Here is a 20,968-nt window from a genome sequence, read left to right on the forward strand (position 1 = left end):
AATGATCTGCGGAAGTTATGCGACACAGCAAGAAACCGTAAAACATGAAAATCTTTTTGTTCGTGTTGACAGCACTGTAAGACGTCACTCATCATATGTCAACGAGCAAAAAATAACGTTCGGAGACGCCAGACACGCATCAACGAGCACGCGAAAATCGAGGTGCGGCACGCACGCCAGCGCCCCCTCACAAGGATCGTCAACAGCAGTTCGCGGAACACGCATTCCGCATACGTTTAGGCTTTGAACAGGAGAGTCATGGTGGCCAGTCACGACAAGGCACGGGTAGGTGTGGATATCGGCGGAACGTTCACCGATGTCGCGCTGGAGCTGGGTGGAGCGCTTTTTTCCACCAAGGTCCTCACGGATTACACGGCGCCCGAGCGCGCAATCATCAAGGGCGTGGACATCGTCGCCGCGAAGGCTGGCATCGGGTTGCAGGACATTGGCGTCATCATTCACGGCACCACACTCGCGACGAACGCACTCATCGAGCGCCGCGGCGCGAAGACGGCCTTCATTACCACGGAGGGCTTCCGCGACACCATCGAGATGCGTACGGAAAACCGCTTCGAACAGTACGATCTGAACATCAAGCTGCCGCCGCCGCTCATCGAGCGCTGTGATCGCTTCACGCTCGCCGAGCGGATCGACGCGCAAGGCGGCGTGCTGCTCGCCCCCACCGAAGCGCAGATCGATGCCATCGCGGCTCGCATCGAGCAACGCGGTTATGAAAGCGTCGCAGTCGGCTTCATTCACGCGTACGTGAACGGCGTGCACGAGCGCATGATGCGCGACGCACTCGAAAAGCGTCTGCCGCACGTGTCGGTGTCGATCTCCAGCGAAGTGTCGCCGCAGATCCGCGAGTTCGAGCGCTTCAACACCGTTTGCGCGAACGCCTACGTTCGCCCGATCATGAAGTCGTATCTCGACCGCCTGGTCGGCGAGGTGCGCGCGGCGGGCGCCGTTTGCCCCATCTTCATCATTCACTCGGGCGGCGGCATCGTCTCGATCGAAAGCGCGTCGGAGTTTCCGGTGCGCCTCGTCGAATCGGGTCCTGCGGGCGGCGCGATCTTCGCGGCGCATATCGCAGCACGCTACGATCTCAACACGGTGCTCTCGTTCGACATGGGCGGCACCACGGCCAAGATCTGCCTGATCGACGACCTCACACCGAAGACGGCCAACACGTTCGAAGTCGCGCGCACCTATCGCTTCAAGAAAGGCAGCGGCATGCCGATCTCGATTCCCGTCGTGGAGATGGTGGAAATCGGCGCGGGTGGCGGCTCGATCGCTTCGCTCGACGTGATGCGGCAGATCCGCGTGGGCCCGCATAGCGCGGCTTCGGAGCCTGGCCCCGCGTGCTATCAGCGCGGCGGCGTGCAGCCCACCGTGACCGACGCCGACCTGCTGCTCGGCCGCCTCGATCCCGCGAATTTTGCGGGCGGCACCATCGTGCTCTCCACCGACAAGGCAGCGAGCGCGATGGTCGAACAGGTCGGCGGCGCGATCCATCTGAGTCCCGATGAAACGGCGTATGGCGTCGCCGAAGTCGTGGACGAGAACATGAGCAATGCGGCGCGCGTGCATGCCGTGGAAAGCGGAAAGGACATCGGCGACTACACGATGATCACGTTCGGCGGCGCGGGTCCGCTGCACGCCGCGCGTCTGTGCGAAAAGAGCGGCATCAAGAAGTTCATCGTGCCGCCGGGTGCCGGCGTGGGATCCGCCATCGGCTTCCTGCGCGCGCCCTTCGGCTACGAAAGCGTGCGCAGTGCAACCATGCGCTTCAACGACTTCGACGCTGCGGTGCTCAACGACATCGTCGGTGAACTGAGCGAGGAAGCCCTGCGCTTCGCGCGCCAGGGTTCGGGCGACGCCGAGCCCGAAGTCGAGGTGAAGGCGTTCATGCGCTATGTCGGCCAGGGCTGGGAAATTCCCGTGGCGTTCCCCTGGCGCAAGTTCACCGCCGAAGATCGCGACGCATTCACGCAAGCGTTCACGCGCGCCTACACGCAATATTTCGGCCGCCCGATCGACGGCCTCGATATCGAAATCGTCAGCTGGGCAGTGAAGGCCAGCTCCCCGCTGCCGCCCGTGGAGCGCCTGAAGCTGCTCACGTCGCGCGACGCCGTCGTGCCGCCGAAGACGCGCAAGATCTTCGACGCCGCACTGCATCGCTTCGTTGAAGCAGCTATCGTCGAGCGCGCAACGCTGAAGGTCGGCGAGAGCGTCACAGGTCCGGCGATCATCGTCGAGCCGGAAACGTCGACGCTCGTCACCTCCTCCTTCGACGCCATGGTTCAGCCCGATGGCTGCCTGCTCGTCGTCGCCAAAGAACTGAATGCCGCCAAGGCCAATCAGGAGTAAAGCATGTCGCTCAGCAATCTCGATACGATCCACATGCAGGTCATGTGGAACCGCCTGATTTCCGTCGTGGAAGAACAGGCCATGGCGCTCATCCGCACCGCGTTCAGCACCAGCGTGCGCGAAGCGGGCGATCTATCAGCGGGCATTTTCGACCAGCGCGGCCGCATGCTCGCGCAGGCCGTCACCGGCACGCCCGGCCACGTGAATACGATGGCCGAAGCCGTCGAGCATTTCATGAAAGACATCGGCGTCGAGCGCATGTACGAGGGCGACGTGTACCTCACGAACGACCCGTGGAAAGGCACCGGCCACCTGCACGATTTCACTGTGGTTTCGCCCTCTTTCCACAATGGCGAACTGATCGGCTATTTCGCAAGCACCGCGCACGTCGTGGATATCGGCGGGCGCGGCTTCGGTCCCGACTCGCGTGAGATCTACGAAGAAGGTCTGTTCGTGCCGATCATGAAACTGATCGAGCGCGGCGAAGTGAATCGCGATCTCGTGAACATCCTGCGCAACAACGTGCGCGAAGCCGACAAGGTCGTCGGCGATCTCTACGCCCTCGCCTCGTGCAACGAGACCGGCCACAAGCGCCTGATCGAAATGCTCAAGGAGTTCGAGCTCAAGGACGTGGAAGGGATCGGCGAATTCATTCTTGCCCGCAGCCGCGAAGCGACGCTCGAACGCATTGCCGCGCTGCCTAAGCAAACGCAGACGAACGAGATGACGCTCGACGGCTACGATACGCCGGTGAAGCTCAACGTCACGCTCACGGTCGCCGACGATCATCTGCTCGCCGATTTCGCGGGCACGTCGCCTTCGAGCCCGTTCGGCATCAACGTCCCGCTGCTGTATGCGAAAGCTTACGCATGCTACGGCCTCAAGTGCATCATCGCGCCAGAAGTGCCGAACAATGCAGCCTCGCTCGAACCCTTCCGCGTGCAGGCGCCTGAAGGCTGCATTCTCAACGCGCAACGGCCGAGCCCGGTTGCCGTGCGCCATGTGCTCGGCCACTTCGTGCCGGACCTGGTCCTCGGCGCGCTGAACAAGATCCTGCCGAATCGTGTGCCGGCCGAGGGCGCGGGCGCGCTCTGGAATCTGCACGTGAGTGCGCGAGCCGCGCAGGAAGGTTCGGGCCTCAAGGGCAGCGAAATCCTCATGTTCAACAGCGGCGGCACTGGTGCGCGCGCAGAACTCGATGGTCTTTCGGCTACGGCGTTTCCAAGCGGCGTGCACGCGATGTCGGTAGAAGCCACCGAACAGGTCGGTCCGATCGTCGTCTGGCGCAAGGAAATGCGCTCTGGCTCGGGCGGCGCCGGTCAGCATCGCGGCGGCCTCGGCCAGATCGTCGAAATCGGTCCGCGCGAGGGCTACCAGTTCCGCTTCAACGCAATGTTCGATCGTATCGATCATCCCGCGAGCGGCCGCTCGAGCGGCAAGGAAGGCGCGGCCGGACAGGTCACGCTGTCCGACGGCACGCGCATGAAGGGCAAAGGCACGCAGTTCGTCGGCGAGCACGAGCGCGTCACGCTCTCGCTGCCGGGCGGCGGCGGCGTCGGTGCGCCAGCGCTTCGCGATCGCGAAGCGCTGCTGCGCGACATCCGCAACGAATACATCTCCGAAGCGCAATTGCGCGACGATTACGGCCTCACGCTCGACGCACTCGCGGCGTCGAACCCACAGTAAGGAGCAACGCATGACCGACATCACCAAGCCGCCGTTCAAGAACATCCTGATCACGGGCGCGGGCGGCGCGCTGGGCTCCGTGCTGCGCGAAAGCCTGCGCCCCTATGCCGAAACGCTGAGCCTCAATGCGCGTCAGTCGCTGGGAGAAGTGCGTGAGAACGAAAAGCACTTCATCTGCGACCTCGCCGATCGCGACGCCGTGTTCGAAATGCTCAAGGGCGTGGACATGGTCATCCATATGGGCGGCGCGCCGCGCGAGAACACGTTTCAGGTCATTCTCGACTCGAATATCGTCGGCAGCTACAACATTTACGAAGGCGCGCGCCAGGCCGGTGTGAAGCGCGTGATCTACGCGAGTTCGGTGCACGCCATCGGCTTTTACGAATGCACGCAGACGATCGACGCGCACTCGCCCCAGCGCCCGGACAGCCTGTATGGCGTGAGCAAGACCTTCGTCGAAAATCTCTCGCGCTATTACTTCGACAAATTCGGCATCGAGTCGGTGTGTCTGCGCATCGGCTCGTGTTTTCCGAAGCCGGTCGATCGCCGCATGCTCGCGACGTGGCTTTCGTATGACGACTTCTCGCACCTGTGCGTGCAGTCGATCATGACGCCGAGCGTCGGCCATATGATCGTGTACGGCAACTCGAATAACAGCGCGAACTTCTGGGACAACACGCAGGCCGCGTACCTCGGTTACCGCCCGAAGGATTCCGCCGATGCGTATCGCGCCGAAGTCTATGCGAACACGGAAGTGGGCGATCCGCGCAACCCGGCTGTGCGCTTTCAAGGCGGCCAGTTCGCGGCGGACGGCCACTTCGAAGACCCGAAAGATAACTGAGCCCCGCTTCCCCAACGATCTATCTGGAACACACCGAGATGGCACAGCATGCACTCAAGCCTCACTACGACGTGGTGATCGTGGGCGGCGCAGTCGTTGGAAGCGCGACTGCGTATTTCCTCGCGGAGAATCCCGACTTCAACGGCTCGGTTCTCGTGATCGAACGCGACTGGACTTATGCGAAGTCGGCGACCGCGTTGTCGAGCGCGTCGATCCGGCATCAATTCTCGAATCCGCTGAACATCCAGATCTCGCAGTTCGGCACGGAGTTCATCCGCGACTTTCATGCGCGCGTGGCCGTGAATGGCGATGCGCCCGAACTCGGCTTCAAGGAAAACGGCTACCTGTATCTCGGCGATGCGAACGGCGCGCCGATGTTCGAGCGCAATTGCGCCACACAGCAGTCATGCGGCGCCGACGTGGTGCTGCTCGATCCGGACCAGCTGAAAGCCCGCTTTCCGTGGCTCAACACCGAAGGGCTCGTCAACGGTGTCTACGGCCAGTCGGGTGAAGGCTGGTTCGACAGCTACGGCCTGCTGCAAGGCATGCGCCGCAAGGCGCGTTCGCTCGGCATCGAATACATCGAAAACGAAGTGGTCGACGTGTTGCGCGAAGGCTCGACCATCACGGGCGTGGTGCTCAAGAGCGGCGAGACGATCGGCTGCGGCCTGATGGTCAACGCCGCGGGCACCTGCGGCCCGGCAATGGCGCGCCTTGTAGGGCTGGACATTCCCGTCGAGCCGCGCAAGCGCTGCTTGTTCGTGTTCGACTGCCGCACGCCGCTGGAAGGCGTCGTGCCGCTCACCATCGACACGACCGGCATCTTCTTCCGCCCCGAAGGCAAGTACTACCTCACCGGCTGCTACCCCGACCCGGACCCGCTCGCGGACGTCAACGACTTCGACGTGATTCATGCGGAATTCGAAGAAGTCATCTGGCCCGCACTCGCGGAACGCATTCCCGCATTCGAGGCGATCAAGGTCGTGAATTCGTGGGCCGGTCACTACGACTTCTGCATGCTCGATCACAATGCGATCGTCGGGCCGCATCCCGAGGTGACGAATTTCCTCTTTGCGAATGGCTTCAGCGGCCACGGCCTGCAGCAGTCGCCCGCGGTCGGACGCGGTCTGAGCGAACTGATCGTGTACGGCGGCTATCGCTCGCTCGATCTCACGCCGCTCGGTTATGCGCGCGTGGTCGAGAACAAGCCGTTTCTCGAAGAGGGCGTGATCTGATGCCCTCTCCATTCTTCCACGAAGGCTTTTGACATGAGTTCCCATTCGTATCAAACCGCGTTGATTACCGGGGCATCGAGCGGCATTGGCCGCGCGATCGCCGAGCGGCTCGTCAAAGTCGGCATGAAGGTCTACGCGCTAGGCCGTGACGCGAAGGCGCTCGACGCGCTCGCGAGCGCATGCGGCGTCACGCCTCTCGCTGTCGATCTGCACGATATCGCGCCACTGCGCGAATTGTTCGGGCGTGAAGCGATCGACGTCGTCGTGAACAATGCCGGGCTGCTGCCGGCTATCGCGAAGTTCGGCGAAACTACCCCGGCCGATATCGACAACATGATCGATATTAATCTGCGTGCGCCGCTGCATATCGCGCAACTCGCGCTCGATGGCATGGTGCGGCGCAAGCGCGGCCATCTGTTTTTCATCGGTTCGAGCGCGGGCCGTTTTCCGCATCCGAACACCGCTGTTTACGGCGCGACCAAAGCCGCCGTGAGCATGTTCTGCGATTCGCTGCGCTGCGACCTGCTCGGCACGAAAGTGCGCGTCACCGAAATCGCGCCGGGCCGCGTGCAGACGAATCTCTATCGCACGGCGCTCGGCGAGCAAGGCGCAAACGAAAAGCTCTACGAAGCCTACCGTTCGATTCAGCCCGAAAACATCGCGGAACTGATCGCGACGGCGCTCGCCCTGCCCGAAGCGGTAGACGTTTCGCGCATGGAAGTCTTCCCCACCGACCAGGCAGCCGGCGGCTCGCAAATCGTCACGGTCGACTGAAACCCTGCTTCAAAACCGGATATCTACGCATCATGAAAAATCAACGAGTGGTGATCGTCGGCGGCGCCTCGGGTCTCGGCCTTTCTGTCGCCAAACTGATGCTCGCCGATGGCGCGCACAGCATCGCGCTGATCGACAAGAACGGCCCGTTGCTCGAGGAAACCGTGGGCACCTTGAAGGCGCAAGGCCATACGGTGTTCGGCGCCGAAGGCGATATCACGCGCAAGGAATCCGCGCACGCCGTCTTCGCCAAGGCGCTGGACGCGCTCGGGCGCGTGGATTGCCTCGTCAACAGCGCGGCGATCTATCCGCGCCGCCCTATTCTCGAAATCAGCGACGACGAGTGGGACCTGGAGAACGCGGTCAACATCAAAGGCACGTACCACATGATGGTCGCGGCTATCGAGCACATGCGAAGCCGCCCGAAGGTCGAAGCGCACGTTGCCGGACGCATCGTGAACATCACGTCCGTGGACGCGTTCAAGGCGCACCCGCAAAACGCGCATTATGCGGCGACCAAAGCCGCGGTCGTGAGCCTCACGAAGTCGTTCGCGCAGGAAGTCGCGAAGGACGGCATTCTCGTGAACTCGGTCGCGCCGGCGGGATTCGCGACGGACCGCGCGAAGAAGCTCGGCTTCCTCGGCGAACTCGCGAGCGCCAATCCGCTGGGCCGTGCCGCCGAACCCGAAGAGATCGCACAGTGGGTCGTCATGATGGCCAGCGAGCGCAACACCTACGCGACCGGTGAGAACGTGATCGTCAGCGGCGGCTATATCTACGCTTGATGAAAATCAATCCCCGCTTCGGCCGCAATGGCCGGCGGGAGGGGCCTGCGCCGGACTGTGTTACAGTCATAGTATGTCATACGGCGCAGGTCAGACGCGACTAGCAACTGCCGCGCCACGCGGTACGTCTGCATCCGTGAATTGCAGCGCTCTCCTGATCCGGTGTGGAGCACTCGGGATGACTCTGGACGCTGAAACCCTACTGAAGAATGCCGCGAGTTCCGGCAAGCGGCGCAGCCTGACTGAACTCGTCATCCAGGCACTGAACGACAAGATCGACCGGGGCGAATACCCGCCGGGCGGCAAGTTGCCGACCGAGCCGGAATTGTGCGAAGAATTCGGCGTGAGCCGCACCGTGGTACGGGAAGCCGTTGCCTCGCTCAAGCTCGGCCGCCGGTTGATTGCGCGGCACGGCGTGGGCGTGTTCGTTTCCGAAGCCACGAATCAGCCCGCGAGCCCGGATTTCATCGACGGAACCACGCTCAACAATTCGATGCACGTGCTCGAATTGCGCATTGGCGTGGAAACGGAATCCGCGGCCTACGCGGCGGAGCGCCGGTCCGAAGCGCACCTGCGCGCGCTCAAGGAAGTCTATGCACGCATGGAAATCGTCTCAGTGGAAGACGACGCCGAATGCGCGCGTGCCGATTTCGAATTCCACCTCGCCGTCGCGACGTGCTCGGAGAACCCGCATTTTACGTCTATATTGCGCACGCTGGGTCAGGAAATCACCATCGACCTGCGCCTCAAACATGCGAAAGCGAATGCGAAGGAGCGCAAGACCTATATCCGGCGCATCCAGCGCGAACATGCGGATATTCTCGACGCCATCGAAAAGCAGGACGTGGCGGCCGCGCGTCGCGCCATGCGCCGCCATCTGAATGAAAGCCTCGAGCGGTACCACAATCTGTCGAGTACGCGCGTCGAGTAAAGATGTGCGCGGAACGAACGCTCCGCGCACATGCGGCAGTTGGATCGATAGCGAAGCGGTGTCGAGTTTTTATCTGCATTCCTGATTAATCAGACGATAATCAGGCGCGACACCCGCTACGCAATCAGTTCTGCAGCGCCGAGACCTTTTCGCCGTACGCGACCGCCTGCGGCACCCACTTCCCGTCGATCACCTTGTAGAACGTCGCAGCCGGGTCTTTCATATCGCCGTTCGGCATGAAGGCAATGTTGCCCGAAATACCCGTGAACGCGACCGACTTGATGAACGGGCCGTAGACCTTCGGGTCGGTCGAATTCGCCTTCTTCATCGCATTGACGAGCACCCATGTCGCGTCATACGCCGCGGGCGCATAGGCGACGACGCCTTCGCCGTACTTCGCCTTCATCTTGCTGTCGAAATCCTTGCCTTGCTTCATTTTCGACAGCGGCACGCCGTAGTCCCACGACACCGCACCGTTCGCGCTCTCGCCGGCGACATTCAGGAAGGTCTCATTCTCGAAGCTGCCGCCGCCCAGCAAGGTCGCGCGCATGCCCAGCTGGCGCATCTGTTTGACGAGCATGCCCGCCTGCTGATCGAGGCCACCCCAGAACACCACGTCGGGATTGAATGACTTCATGCGGGTCAACTGCGCCTTGAAGTCGACGGCCTTGTCCGTGGCAAATTCGCGGTCCACGATCTTGCCGCCCGCCTGTGTCACGCCTTTGACGAACTCGTCGGACATGCCCTGGCCGAATGCCGTCCGGTCGTCGATCACGGCGATGCTCTTGCCCTTGAGCGCCTCCACCGCCGAGTGGCCCGCCAGTTGACCCATCTGCGCGTCCGAGTTCACCACGCGAAAGACGTTGCCGAAACCCTGCGAGGTCAGTGTGGGGTTGGTCGCCGTGGGCGAAACCATCGGAATGCCCGCTGAGTTGTAGATGCGCGAAGCCGGGATCGTGGTGCCCGAATTGAAGTGCCCCACCACGCCGGCCACCTTCGCGTCCACCATCTTTTGCGCCACCTGCGAGCCCACGCGCGGGTCGGCCTGATCGTCTTCCGCATCGAGCACGAAATGGACGGGCTGGCCGCCGATGACGAGCTTCTGTGCATTGGCGTCGTCGAGCGCCAGTTCCGCGCCGCGCTTCAGATCGATGCCGTAGTGCGCCGATCCGCCGGTCAGCGGCGCGGCGAAGCCGATCACGACGTCGCCGGCGAAGGCGGCTGCGCTGAACGACGCGGCGCCCGCCGCCACGGAAACGGCGAGCGCGACGCGCTTGTATGCAAACGGTACTTTCATGGGAAACCTCAACGTGTTGTGGTCAGGGAGAACTATTCGGTCGAACCGCTTTTGCCAGACAAAACCGGCTCGCCAGCTCCCGATGACCTGGACGTGCGCTGACCTTCCAGAGAAGCGCGAGGCCTGCGGCGACCGCCGTCATCGAGTCGGCTTAGTCGTCAAGGTATTAGGTGAGACGTCATATGTCAATCGGTCAAAAAGCGCCCGCTCACCAGGGATTTCATGGGTGTCGACATCCCGCCTGCTCACCCACGGAATCTGCAGGCACCAACTAAATGTTGATTGAATCCCGAACGTGGAGCCGCAGATCACCATCGGAGGGCATTTGATTTTCGTGCAGGTTTCCCGTTAGGCACACCCAAGTCTGGTACGGGCCTGCCTTGTGGCCCTGTATGAATTTCCTTTCCAATCAAACACCTGCTGCCGTCAATACGGACAGTCTACTTTAGTTGGCAGCCGGGTCACGGCAAAGGGACGTGGCATGGCATCAGAATCGCGACCTGCTACGTGCCGACGAATGGGCAGCCACGACCACCACCAGGTAACCGGCCCCGCGTTACCGTGGAAACGCCACTACGCCACGCCCAGCTTACGCATGCACAACAAAAATAGTCGTTCGTCGTGACGTTAGGTTGAGCATTCGGATGTCATTTCATCCGCGAGCGCACACATGCCGCTCTGACTGTTGTGTCGAAGTCGAAGCCTTGGCCTTTTCGCGCGGCTTCACTTCTGCAGGGTTATAGAAATCTATGGGCCGGCTCGATAGCGCAATCCGTCGACAAACAGAGCCACCAACCTCCGGGCGTCGGGGGGATCGGGACATTCAAGCGGAGCGCACAGGGCAGCTACTGCGCACAAAAGCTCCTCGGGCTGGATTCCTTTGCGAATGTCGCCCGAAGCGGTCGCGGCATCGAGGAGCCTCTGAACGACCGGGCGGAGCCGCTCGAGGAAATACGTTGGCAAGGCCTTGAAGGCCGGGTCGCCCGAATTCAGGGCGGCCGCAAGCCCTCGCCTCGTCGTCACGAAGTCCACGTAGCGTCCGATCCATCCCACCAATGCCTCGCCGGCATCGAGCGTGGCGGCAAGCTCAACGCCCGCATCCGCGCAGGCATCCACTTCGCTGCACAGCGCCGCCACGACGAGGTCAGAGCGCTGCGGAAAGTGACGATAAATCGTGCCGATGCCTACTCCCGCCTTTTGCGCGATCTCGCGCACCGGTGCATCGATCCCCGAAGATTCGAAAACCGCCAGTGCCGTTCGCAGGAGCGTATCAATGTTCCGCTGCGCGTCAGCGCGCACGGAACGCGGTGCGGCTTTGCTGATGGGCTTGTTCGTCTTGATGCTCAATTCATTTTTTCCTTGCTAACCGGAACGTGGTTCCGTATAGTCCGTAACCGGAGCGAAGTTCCGCTTTTGATTCTACCGTAAGCGACTTGCTCTCGCCCATCACATTGAACGGAGCAAACATGCACAGCAAACCCGTGGCACTCGTTACCGGGGCAAACAAGGGAATCGGTCTTCAGATTGCGAAAGAACTTGCTTCGGAAGGCTTCACGGTACTCGTCGGGGCACGCAAGCTGGACCTGGGCGTCGCGGCAGCGAACAGCGTTGGAGCAGCCGCGCAGGCCATCCAGCTCGATGTGACGGATCAGGCGTCGATTGTCGCCGCGGCGAGGCAGATCGAGGGCACGTTGGGACGTCTCGATGTGCTCGTCAACAACGCGGGGATCTCACGTCCGATCAAGCCGGGGACGTCTGTCGAACAGATGAGAGAGGGTGACAAGGTGAGCCGTGTGTCAGTCGACGATATGCGCATCGTGTTTGAGACCAATGTGTTTGGGGTCGTCGCAGTCACGCAGGCGCTGCTGCCGCTTCTTCGAAAAGCACCGGCCGGCCGCATTGTCAACGTTTCGAGCGCAGGTGGCTCTCTCACGCTAAAGGACAACCCGTCGGATTACTCGCGACAGTACGTTGGGGTTTATCAAGCGTCGAAAACAGCACTCAATGCGGTGACGCAAGCGTTTGCCATTGAACTGGAGGGAACCAGCATCAAGGTCAATGCGGTCTGTCCGGGGTTCACCGCAACGGATCTGAGCAACTATGCTCCTGGCGCCGGATCGGTCGAGGATGCCGCACGAGAACCCGTTCGCCTCGCCCTGCTTGACGCAAGCGGCCCGACGGGAACTTTCACCAACGCCGCCGGCCGCCTTCCCTGGTGAGACGACGGGCGTATATATTGCTCGCTGTCACACTCGATTAAGAAGCGCGACAGCGAGCATGTGAGTCGCTAGCGGCAGCGCTGCTAAAGGCCCGGTGTTCGTGTGGCTTGCTGAGCCACCATGACTATGCAGGCTGCCTGTTGCCTCGAAAATTTGTCTTCGGCTTGCAATTGCGAGCCGCATCGAACTTGGAACCGAGCGAGGCATGCTCGACCGTATCTCCTGCGAAACAAGCGTCGAAGTCAATCGGCGACAAACTCGCGCGAGTCATATCCCGCTAAACAACGCAGCCGTAAGTCCGCCCCTCGCTCGTCGTCGAGCAGGCGGTCATCGACGCATACCGTTTCGTCGGCAAAAATCCGGACGTCAACATGCGCAGCGGCCTCGATGCGCGGCTTCCGAACATCAAGCGGCAGTTGGCGACGCGTGCCGATTGCTCCGCCGACGAAATCGCACCGAATCGCAATGCGAGCGAAGGACTCAGCGTTGCAATCTCCGGCATCCCGTTGTCGGCCGACGACCGCGCGCTTATGTCGCCCCGGGGCTATCCGAGTGCATTGGCAGTTTGACAGCAACGCGAAATGCGGTAGCGCATCGTCGTCGAACGGGTGACGTTCGATCTAGTGGCAAGCGATGAAGCCATCGTCGCAGCGTATTCATCCGCGACTCGTCCCGCCAGGAGCATCATGCACCTGACGCACATGATTCACCGGACAGGCAGCGTGCTGCCTATCGCGCACCTTACCGCGCTCGCGCGACAGTGCGGCATCGTGACCATCGTTGACGCGGCACAATGATTCGCGCAGTTGCCCGTCAGCGTTTGTGTGCTCTGATGCGATTTCTTCGTGACCAGCCTGCACAGATGCCTCGGCGCGCCCGTCGGCAATACCGAAGGCAAGAACGCGAGGCATCGGATCCCTTCCGATCAGTCGCGTGCAGCAGGGAGTTAGCAGATGCTTGATTCGAAAGACAATTTAATAAGGACCGCAAGGCAAACCCCCGCCACACTTGGGTCCGTCTGGCCGGAACCCTGCACGAAAATCAAAGGCACACCTTGAACTGTCGGCCGAAGGAACAGTCGCGCTGATCGATCGCGGCCATACGCTCGCTGCGCAGCGAGGAGCGCCTGCGCAGCGCGGCCAAATCCTCGGCACGCCACTACTTGGCGTTTAGTTGATCTGCCCAGGCACGTATCTGATCGATTGTTGCCGTGGCACCACCGCATACGATAACCAGAATTCTGTTGTAGTCGGCCAACGCCGGATTCCTGTCGTAAACGATGGAGAGTGCTGCGCCGCAGGCCGGTTCAATCAAAATGCGATGATCCGCGAGAAACTGCTCGCAGGCAACGACGGCGTTGTGGTCCGACACAACGAGGCTACGCACAGGGTGTTCATGTGCACAATGAAATGCCTGTTCACACACTTGCTTGGCGCCGAGTGAAGTGGCAACGCTAGAAATGCGCTCCAATTCCACTGGATGAGCGGCCTCAACGGCTGCATGAAACGAAGCGGCGCCCTCGGTCTCGACAGCTAGGACCGGCACATCGTGCCAATAATTGCGCTGCAGGCCTTCTACCACACCGGAAAGCAAACCGCCTCCTCCAACCGAAAGCAGTACGGCGTCCGGTTTGAATTCTGCTCGGGCAACTTCGTCAATCATTGAGGCATGTCCGTGCCAAAGCAGCGGGTCGTCGAAAGGATGCAGAAAAGCATCCGTCGTCCCCAATAATGTTTGCGCGAACTGATTTGCCTCTTGCCACGAGTTGCCGTGCACCGCGACCTCAGCATCCTCCTGGCGGAGCAATTCCTTGGCGCGCTCTGTGGTCGTTTCCGGCACCACCACCACTACAGGGATGCCCAGACGGCGTCCCGCGTAAGCAACGGCAAGACCGGCATTGCCCCCAGAGGACGATACAAAGCGTTGAGCTCCCTGACTCTTGTAGACCGTGCAAGCGTGGCCGATGCCCCGGATCTTGAAGGATCCGGACGGTTGCAGGGCGTCGAGCTTAAGCCATACGGAATGGCCCGTAATGACGCTCAAGGGACGAGACTCCATCAATGGGGTTTCAAAGTGCAGTTTCATGGCGATGGACTTTCGGGGTTGCGACTGCGACAACAGACTTCAAGCTCGTGCTGATCTAAGAGTGTCGGAGGAAGGCTAACCTATAAAAAATCGGAGAGTCTGCGGGTCAGCGACTATGCCGAACTCACGTCCCTCCGACATGTCCGGATTCCCGGCCCGACCCTGTTCACGGGGAAAATCCCCATTTCAGCATAAAAAACCGCTTATTCACGGTGTGGACACTCTCTTCAGAAAAGGGGGGACCTCAGATCGCCATGCACAAATATTTGATGACGAGATAGTCATCGATGCCGTAGTGCGACCCTTCCCTGCCCAGACCCGATTGCTTCACGCCGCCAAACGGCGCCACCTCGTTCGAGATCAAGCCGGTATTGATGCCCACCATGCCGTATTCGAGCTGCTCGGCCACGCGCCAGATGCGGCCGATATCGCGGCTGTAGAAGTAGGCGGCGAGGCCGAACTCCGTGTCGTTGGCGAGCTTCACCCCTTCTTCGTCGCTCGAGAAACGGAACAGCGGCGCGAGCGGGCCGAACGTCTCTTCTCTCGCTACATCCATTTGCGCGGTGACGCCAGTCAGCACCGTGGGCTCGAAGAAGCCGTAGCCGAGCGTGTGGCGCTTTCCGCCCGTGGCGAGCGTCGCGCCTTTGCCCACTGCATCGGCGATATGCGCTTCGACCTTTCTGACCGCTGCCTCGTTGATGAGCGGTCCGAGCGTGACGCCGCCCTCCGTACCGTGCCCGACCTTCAGCCCCTTTACGGCAGTCGCCAGTTTCCCGGCGAACGCATCGTACACGCGTTCATGCACGTAGAAGCGATTCGTGCAGACGCACGTTTGTCCGTTGTTGCGGTACTTCGAGGCGATGGCGCCTTCCACCGCGCCGTCGAGATCGGCGTCGTCGAACACGATGAACGGCGCGTTGCCGCCGAGCTCGAGCGTCACCTTCTTCACTGTGGGCGCGCTTTGCGCCATCAGCAATCTCCCGACGCCCGTCGAACCGGTAAACGACAGCTTGCGAACCACGGGACTGCTGGTCATCGCGCCGCCAATCGCCTTGGGATCGCCAGTGACAACGTTGAGCACGCCCCTGGGCACGCCGGCCCGCTCCGCCAGCACCGCCAATGCGAGCGCGGAGAACGGCGTGGCTTCTGCAGGTTTCACGACGATCGGGCAGCCTGCCGCGAGCGCCGGGCCCACCTTGCGGGTAATCATGGCCGTGGGGAAATTCCACGGCGTGATGGCGGCGCAAACGCCGATCGGCTCCTTGATGACAACGAGCCGCTTGTCCGAAGCGGGCGTCGCGAGCGTGTCGCCCGCCACGCGTTTGCCTTCCTCGGCGAACCATTCGATGAACGACGCGCCGTAGGCGATCTCGCCTTTCGCTTCCGCGAGCGGCTTGCCCTGTTCCGCCGTCAGGATCAGCGCGAGGTCGTCGGCGTGCTCGATCATCAGCTCGTACCAGCGGCGCATGACTGCCGCACGCTCCTTGGCCGTGCGCGCTCGCCATGCTGGCCACGCGGCATTGGCTGCCTCGATGGCCCGCGTCGTTTCGGCTTCGCCCATCAAAGGTACGCTGCCGAGCGTTGCACCCGTCGCCGGGTCGAACACGTCGAAACTCGCGCCAGAATCGGCGGCACACCACCGCCCATCGATATAAGCCTCACGGCGTAAGAGAGTCGCGTCCTTCAAGACGGTTTTCAATTCCACTATCATTCCTCGATCCATAATGCTACATACAGCGACTCGAATATCAGTTGGGACACGAAGCGTCGCGATCACGGTTGCTCGCAAGATCCCCCGCAGTGTTGCTATTGCCCGCTCGGTCCACCTAGCGTGACCCGCGGTGCGTAACGCAGTCGGAGAGCACTTTGAGCAAGCAGTAGCTCGCGGTTTGGCAATTCGGGACGACGGTAGGTCTGGCTTAAAATGTTCGCGAAATCATGCAAACCTTCCCCGAAAGCGGGCGGCTAACGAAAGATATGAATGCACTACGATGCCCCATCACGCCGACAAGCATCCCGGACTGCGGCTCCGGCTTCGATCAAATGCCGTCCATCCAGGTCTGGAGCTTCCGCCAGGCCGCTTCCCTTCTTGGCGAAAAATTATGCATATGTGCGCATTCGGTGATCTCAAAAAGCGAAATGTCGACGCTCTTACGATAGGCAGTTGGCTCCTGTCTAAGGTCACGCAGAACGTTACGTTCACCGGCTGACAAGAACACAGGAACGCTAATATTCGCTGCCTCACGCGCAACAATGCCTTCCTGAAGGCAGATCTTTGCAAAAGGCGGGAACGTCCTGGTAATCCATGCGGGAAGTGCCGACAACCGCCGAACCGGAAAGCCAACATTCATGTCTTCGTCGACAAGCGCGCGAGGGACATTCTCCCAATGGTACGCGTATCGAAGATTGGCCAATTCGTCGACGAATGGACCCGACCACGCCTCCTCCAACGATTTCGAATCGTCCTCAGACGATGAATGCGGTGCAATCATTCCGTCGGGGGTCGGCACTACGGTCTGGATCGCGCTGAATCCGAGCACCGCGATGGCGTCGAATGACGCATACTCGGCCTGCTGCACAATGAGCTGCATTCCGCCGAGGGAATGCCCGATACCGATGCTCTTTTCCACGGAAACAGGTCCCAGTCCAGAGGCTAGCGTGCCCTTGGAGAGCCGTTCGATCGCCTCGGTCACCACTCCGTGGACAGCGCCGACCGTTGAAGCGATCCCGCAACGAGACGGATCGAGTTCGGTGCTGTCGCCCCCGCCGTAGGGGTCTAGCGCAATAAAAGCGACCCCGCGCCGCGCATGCCATTCCGCCTGCGTTTCTCCCTCGAGCAGCGGGTGGCGAAGATCGAAGTAATGGCGTCCGTATCCGCCACCCGGAAAAGCAAACACTACGGTGCTGCATTCGGAAGTATTGGTCGGCGCCACGATGGTCGCTGCGATCGATACTTTCGATTCCTCTGCAACCTCGAGCCGAAGTTCGGCTCGGAACAGTGACGAAAGGGACTGCGCATCGGCCGCTACATCTGCAATCATTTTTGGCTCCTTTAGTGCTAAAAATGCGAACGAACTAACCAAAACTAAAAGTGCTGCATCAAGGCGGTCGTGCGTCGCCGCATCTTGCGTTGGGATGCACCAATAGCGCGGCCGGTACAGTCCGGCTGCACATTTCACCGTAACCAGGTTCTTGTCAGCACGGCAGCAAGTCTGACAAGCCGCTCGCTCCCAAACGAGGAAAGCGTGACGTAGCGTGTGCCAAGCCGTGTGGACACCTCCATCGCCGGAGAACCATGCAGATGACACGATAAAAGTTCCGTGTTCCTCCGTTGGTCAGCGACCGCGTTGGCGGTCGCCCCCAAGACGCGAGGTGTCGAGCGAATGCATGTCGCTCACTCAGGTTCGAACAATCGGCAAATCTCGCGCGGACGATCTGAATCGATTCATCCATGCAACCCTGCGAGCCTGGCCAGCCATCCGCACGACAGGTCAGAACTTGTGGCGGATGCCGGCGACGACAACAGCCTGCGATGAGCCGCTCGCTGCACCGCCGGCGCCATCGATATTCGCCTGAAGGTTCGACGATGCCTTCTGATAGAACGCGTTCAGGTAGAGGTCGGTGCGCTTCGACAGATAGTAGTCCGCTCCGGCGCTGGTTTGCAGGTAGTGCCCCGACTCGCCGGATTGATGCACGGTCGTATATGTTTCACCCAGCACAAGCATCAGCGTTGGCGACACCTGATAACGAACGCTGCCTTCGTAGTTCTGGAAGTGGATCGTGCCTCGCGGCGCAGCCAACGTGAAGGTCGAATTCGTGTAGAGCGAGCCGCTGTACAGGAGGCCGAGAGTCAACGAGCCCAGCACATACGTACCGGCCACGCCCCATTGGTCCACACGCGCAGCATCGAGAAGCGGATTCGATGGCGTGGCTGACGACGGATTCCCGACAATGGCTCCGCCAATTGCCCCAGGACTCTGTGACCGTGCGTAACCTGCCCCAAGATTGAACGAGCCGTTGCTGTAGTTCGCACCGAGGCTATATGCGCGGTTGTTCGCGAAGTTGGTCGAGTTCGAAAATCCGTACAGAGCCTCCGCTTGGAAGCCCGCGAGCTTCGGCGTCGCGTACTTTACCGTATTGTCAGTCCGGTACGTGTTGTTCAGGTCATCATTGTCATACGGATGCGTCGAGAACTGGGTAAGTGCCGAAACGAGCTGGAGAGTCGCGACGTAGTCCTGGAGCGCGTTATATTGGCGACCCATCGTAAACGTGCCATACGTGTTGCTGGCCAGGCCGACATACGCCTGACGACCGAACAGGCGATTGCCTTGACCAAGCGTACCGTTGTTCACATTGAAACCGTTCTCAAGTCGGAAGATTGCTTTCAGCCCTCCGCCCAGATCCTCCGAACCCAGCAGGCCCCAGCGTGAGCCGTTCAAATTTCCGCTTGCGAGTTGCAGCAGAGCCTTGCCACCCTCTGCGGTTTTCACATTGCTCGTATAGAGGAGTCCGGCATCAACGATGCCATACAGCGTGACACTGCTTTGAGCGTATGAAGCACCAGACAGTGTGCCGAGGACCGCGAGTGCCACAAGACTCTTTTTCGCCTTCATTTTCGTTAGATTTCCAAAATAACCAAATTGCGGTAAAAAACCCGTTCGGGCAATCTATATGTTGCCCTTTCCAACACCTGCCAATGAAACAAATGAATCTCTACGAACGCTCGCAATTCGGATTCGAGAGTAACTCGCTCGCGAGCGGATCGGTCGCCTCACAATATTGTCAAGACCGACAATTCCAATGAACCGCTCAGTCTCAAGCCGGCAAACGAGGAGGAAATCCGAGCAGATTTCCGCTGGAAAACAGTGGGCTGTTCAGAACTTGCGTGAATGTTTAATGGTCGGTCACGCAACTCCAGTATGGGCGAACCGTCGATGCACCTCTATGAGGCTCAGTCACGTCGCAACGTGAAAATCCGCCCACTCAACCCCGCCAGTTCGCCGGAAGTTACCTGTCAAACGGAGGGCGACCAACCCGATATATCGCCCTAGTCCCACGCGCTCTATGCGAGACACAGTACTGCAGGCTCTCTGTCTGCCGTGACGGATGGCATAAAATTCGTTATCCTGATTTATTTATCACTATCTGCACAACCATCCGTTTCTGGATAGGGCCGGCAATCCGATGTGGGTTTCCGGCCACCGTATGAGGCGGACTAGTCCGGCAGGCGCCGCGCGCGGTAAGCGTAGTAGACCTGGACCGCCGAGGATACGCCAAGCAGGCCGATGCTGAGCACCCGGAGAAACTCAGCACCCACGAACCGGTCGCCTTGGTGAGTAAGTACCCAGCCAGCCAAGGCGGGACCCGCCGAAATGCCAGCGACGGCGACGATATAGTAAACCCCGTTCATCTGTCCCGTCGTATCAAGCTTGGACATCACCCCCAGGATCATCGGGTTGATAACCCAATAGGCAAAGGCAAAGAGCAGGACGGAAGCAACAAAGACGAACAGCGACCGCGGAACGACAAGCTGCATCGCAACCGAGAGGCACAGTGCGAAAAAGAACAGGGTGATGATTGGGGCTGACGCCTTCCGATCGCCTGCGAAGACCGCCATCGCCGATCCCAGCGCGCTGGCGAGGGCGCCCCACCCTAGAAGCGCTGACATTTGCGCATGGCCAATCTCGGCGGTCTCGCCCAGAACTGAGATGAACGGCCAGAAGGTTCCGACGCCAAGATAAAATACGCCGAAGGTTGTAGCGAGTATGACCTTCTCTCCCAGGCCCAGCGCGTGTCCATTCTCGACCGCGATCGCTTTCTTCTTTACGATCTGCTCATGGCTCTCCGGAATCCACCCGATGAGTACAAGGCCGAGCGGAACCGTCCCGGCAAGGATGATAAAAATGGAATTCGCACCGCAGAGCCGATCAATGAATGGCATCGCGAAGGCTGCGGCGGCACCGTACAACTGGGTACTTGTCGAGTACAGAGCAGCGGTCTTCCCCGGACGTCCCGAGAGCGCAATCAGGATCCCGAGGCGTCCCAGGCCAAAGCCAGCGCCTAGCCCCGACAAACTGCGCAGCGCGTATAGCACGAGCCCTGGATCACTCTTGAACGACATGCTCACCAGGTTGGCCAACATCATCAACGCGAGAGCAACGAACAAATACTCACGCCGACGCAGCGCGAAAGGAAAAGCCGTCGCTACAACAGTCCCGGCGCTCGTTGAGATCATTTCGATCGCCAGGAGATAACCGGAGGTTGCCTTGTCGAAGCCGACAGACTGGACGAACGCTTGAATGATCAGTGGCTTAAGAGAGCCGGCGGCATGTCCGGCGACGCCGATCATCACGATCGCAATCACAGGCAACGCTGCCCAGATGCCCACGCGCTGCTTTCCGCTGCCTGCAGGAGGATCAAGGAGCACAGACTCGATCTTCTGATGATTGGTTGCTGCAGGGTCGCTCATTTGAAAAGTCTCCTTTGTCTCTAATCAACTAATAAAATCCGTTGCAGATCAACCCGGCTCGCACAGTGCGGATACCACCGACACGCGCTACGCGGAACTCTAAAAAAGCACGTTGAGGCATTCGCCTAACCCCTCCGAACTAGCCGCTCATCGCCACACGAAATGAACCAAGATCGGCAAGTCGTGTAGCGTGGTGTCGTGCCATATTTTCTAGTACTTGATATGTTCGGAAGAGCTACGATGATTCAACACCCTTTTCGATACTCAGGCTGCCTG

17 protein-coding genes are annotated in these 20,968 nt (G+C 60.4%); 10 read left to right on the forward strand and 7 right to left on the reverse strand.

Translation table 11 applies throughout. The features are described from left to right. Positions 1–258: 258 nt before the first annotated feature. The 7 genes from AB4Y40_RS40340 (at position 259) to AB4Y40_RS40370 (ending at position 8,622) form a co-directional block, all read left to right on the forward strand. Complete coding sequence (locus AB4Y40_RS40340; protein ID WP_368692604.1) at positions 259–2,370, forward strand: hydantoinase/oxoprolinase family protein; 2,112 nt, start codon at positions 259–261, stop codon at positions 2,368–2,370. Positions 2,371–2,373: 3 nt separating this feature from the next. Then, positions 2,374–4,056, forward strand: coding sequence for a hydantoinase B/oxoprolinase family protein (locus AB4Y40_RS40345; RefSeq protein WP_368692605.1), 1,683 nt, complete (start codon positions 2,374–2,376; stop codon positions 4,054–4,056). Positions 4,057–4,066: 10 nt separating this feature from the next. Beyond that, positions 4,067–4,897, forward strand: coding sequence for an NAD-dependent epimerase/dehydratase family protein (locus tag AB4Y40_RS40350; protein WP_368692606.1), 831 nt, complete (start codon positions 4,067–4,069; stop codon positions 4,895–4,897). A gap of 38 nt (positions 4,898–4,935) precedes the next feature. Next, a complete protein-coding gene (locus AB4Y40_RS40355; protein WP_368692607.1) occupies positions 4,936–6,132 on the forward strand; it encodes an NAD(P)/FAD-dependent oxidoreductase in 1,197 nt (398 codons plus the stop codon). A 33-nt stretch (positions 6,133–6,165) separates the two neighbouring features. Next, positions 6,166–6,906, forward strand: a complete 741-nt coding sequence (locus AB4Y40_RS40360; protein ID WP_368692608.1) for an SDR family oxidoreductase — start codon at positions 6,166–6,168, stop codon at positions 6,904–6,906. Between the two features lie 32 nt (positions 6,907–6,938). Continuing rightward, complete coding sequence (locus tag AB4Y40_RS40365; RefSeq protein ID WP_368692609.1) at positions 6,939–7,691, forward strand: SDR family NAD(P)-dependent oxidoreductase; 753 nt, start codon at positions 6,939–6,941, stop codon at positions 7,689–7,691. Between the two features lie 178 nt (positions 7,692–7,869). Beyond that, positions 7,870–8,622 carry a FadR/GntR family transcriptional regulator gene (locus AB4Y40_RS40370; protein ID WP_368692610.1) on the forward strand — a complete coding sequence of 251 codons (753 nt, stop codon included), beginning with the start codon at positions 7,870–7,872 and terminating at the stop codon, positions 8,620–8,622. A 124-nt stretch (positions 8,623–8,746) separates the two neighbouring features. On the opposite strand, the gene AB4Y40_RS40375 is transcribed toward AB4Y40_RS40370, so the two are convergent. Both AB4Y40_RS40375 and AB4Y40_RS40380 read right to left on the reverse strand, forming a co-directional pair. Further along, the gene (locus tag AB4Y40_RS40375) at positions 8,747–9,919 is read right to left on the reverse strand and encodes a branched-chain amino acid ABC transporter substrate-binding protein (protein WP_368692611.1); all 1,173 of its coding nucleotides are present in this window, start codon (positions 9,917–9,919) and stop codon (positions 8,747–8,749) included. A gap of 747 nt (positions 9,920–10,666) precedes the next feature. Then, complete coding sequence (locus AB4Y40_RS40380; protein ID WP_368692612.1) at positions 10,667–11,266, reverse strand: TetR/AcrR family transcriptional regulator; 600 nt, start codon at positions 11,264–11,266, stop codon at positions 10,667–10,669. 119 nt (positions 11,267–11,385) lie between these two features. Between AB4Y40_RS40380 and AB4Y40_RS40385 the strand changes: the two genes are divergently transcribed. The 3 genes from AB4Y40_RS40385 to AB4Y40_RS40395 all read left to right on the forward strand — a co-directional run bounded on the left by AB4Y40_RS40385 (position 11,386) and on the right by AB4Y40_RS40395 (position 12,935). Continuing rightward, a complete protein-coding gene (locus tag AB4Y40_RS40385; RefSeq protein WP_368692613.1) occupies positions 11,386–12,138 on the forward strand; it encodes an SDR family NAD(P)-dependent oxidoreductase in 753 nt (250 codons plus the stop codon). A 371-nt stretch (positions 12,139–12,509) separates the two neighbouring features. Further along, a complete protein-coding gene (locus tag AB4Y40_RS40390; protein WP_368692614.1) occupies positions 12,510–12,707 on the forward strand; it encodes a hypothetical protein in 198 nt (65 codons plus the stop codon). A gap of 117 nt (positions 12,708–12,824) precedes the next feature. Further along, a complete protein-coding gene (locus AB4Y40_RS40395; protein WP_368692615.1) occupies positions 12,825–12,935 on the forward strand; it encodes a hypothetical protein in 111 nt (36 codons plus the stop codon). Between the two features lie 361 nt (positions 12,936–13,296). Here AB4Y40_RS40395 and AB4Y40_RS40400 read toward each other — a convergent pair whose 3' ends face one another. The 5 genes from AB4Y40_RS40400 to AB4Y40_RS40420 form a co-directional block, all read right to left on the reverse strand. Further along, entirely contained in the window at positions 13,297–14,223 is a 927-nt protein-coding gene (locus AB4Y40_RS40400; RefSeq protein ID WP_368692616.1) for a pyridoxal-phosphate dependent enzyme, read from the reverse strand. Between the two features lie 244 nt (positions 14,224–14,467). Continuing rightward, positions 14,468–15,934 carry an NAD-dependent succinate-semialdehyde dehydrogenase gene (locus tag AB4Y40_RS40405; RefSeq protein ID WP_368692617.1) on the reverse strand — a complete coding sequence of 489 codons (1,467 nt, stop codon included), beginning with the start codon at positions 15,932–15,934 and terminating at the stop codon, positions 14,468–14,470. 328 nt (positions 15,935–16,262) lie between these two features. Beyond that, positions 16,263–17,264: an alpha/beta fold hydrolase gene (locus AB4Y40_RS40410; RefSeq protein WP_368692618.1), complete on the reverse strand. Its 1,002-nt coding sequence runs from the start codon at positions 17,262–17,264 to the stop codon at positions 16,263–16,265. Positions 17,265–17,714: 450 nt separating this feature from the next. Next, positions 17,715–18,836: a porin gene (locus tag AB4Y40_RS40415; protein ID WP_368692619.1), complete on the reverse strand. Its 1,122-nt coding sequence runs from the start codon at positions 18,834–18,836 to the stop codon at positions 17,715–17,717. 602 nt (positions 18,837–19,438) lie between these two features. Further along, positions 19,439–20,692, reverse strand: a complete 1,254-nt coding sequence (locus AB4Y40_RS40420; protein WP_368692620.1) for an MFS transporter — start codon at positions 20,690–20,692, stop codon at positions 19,439–19,441. Positions 20,693–20,968: the final 276 nt, after the last annotated feature.

This window comes from Paraburkholderia sp. EG287B (assembly GCF_040965595.1).
GTDB lineage: Bacteria > Pseudomonadota > Gammaproteobacteria > Burkholderiales > Burkholderiaceae > Paraburkholderia.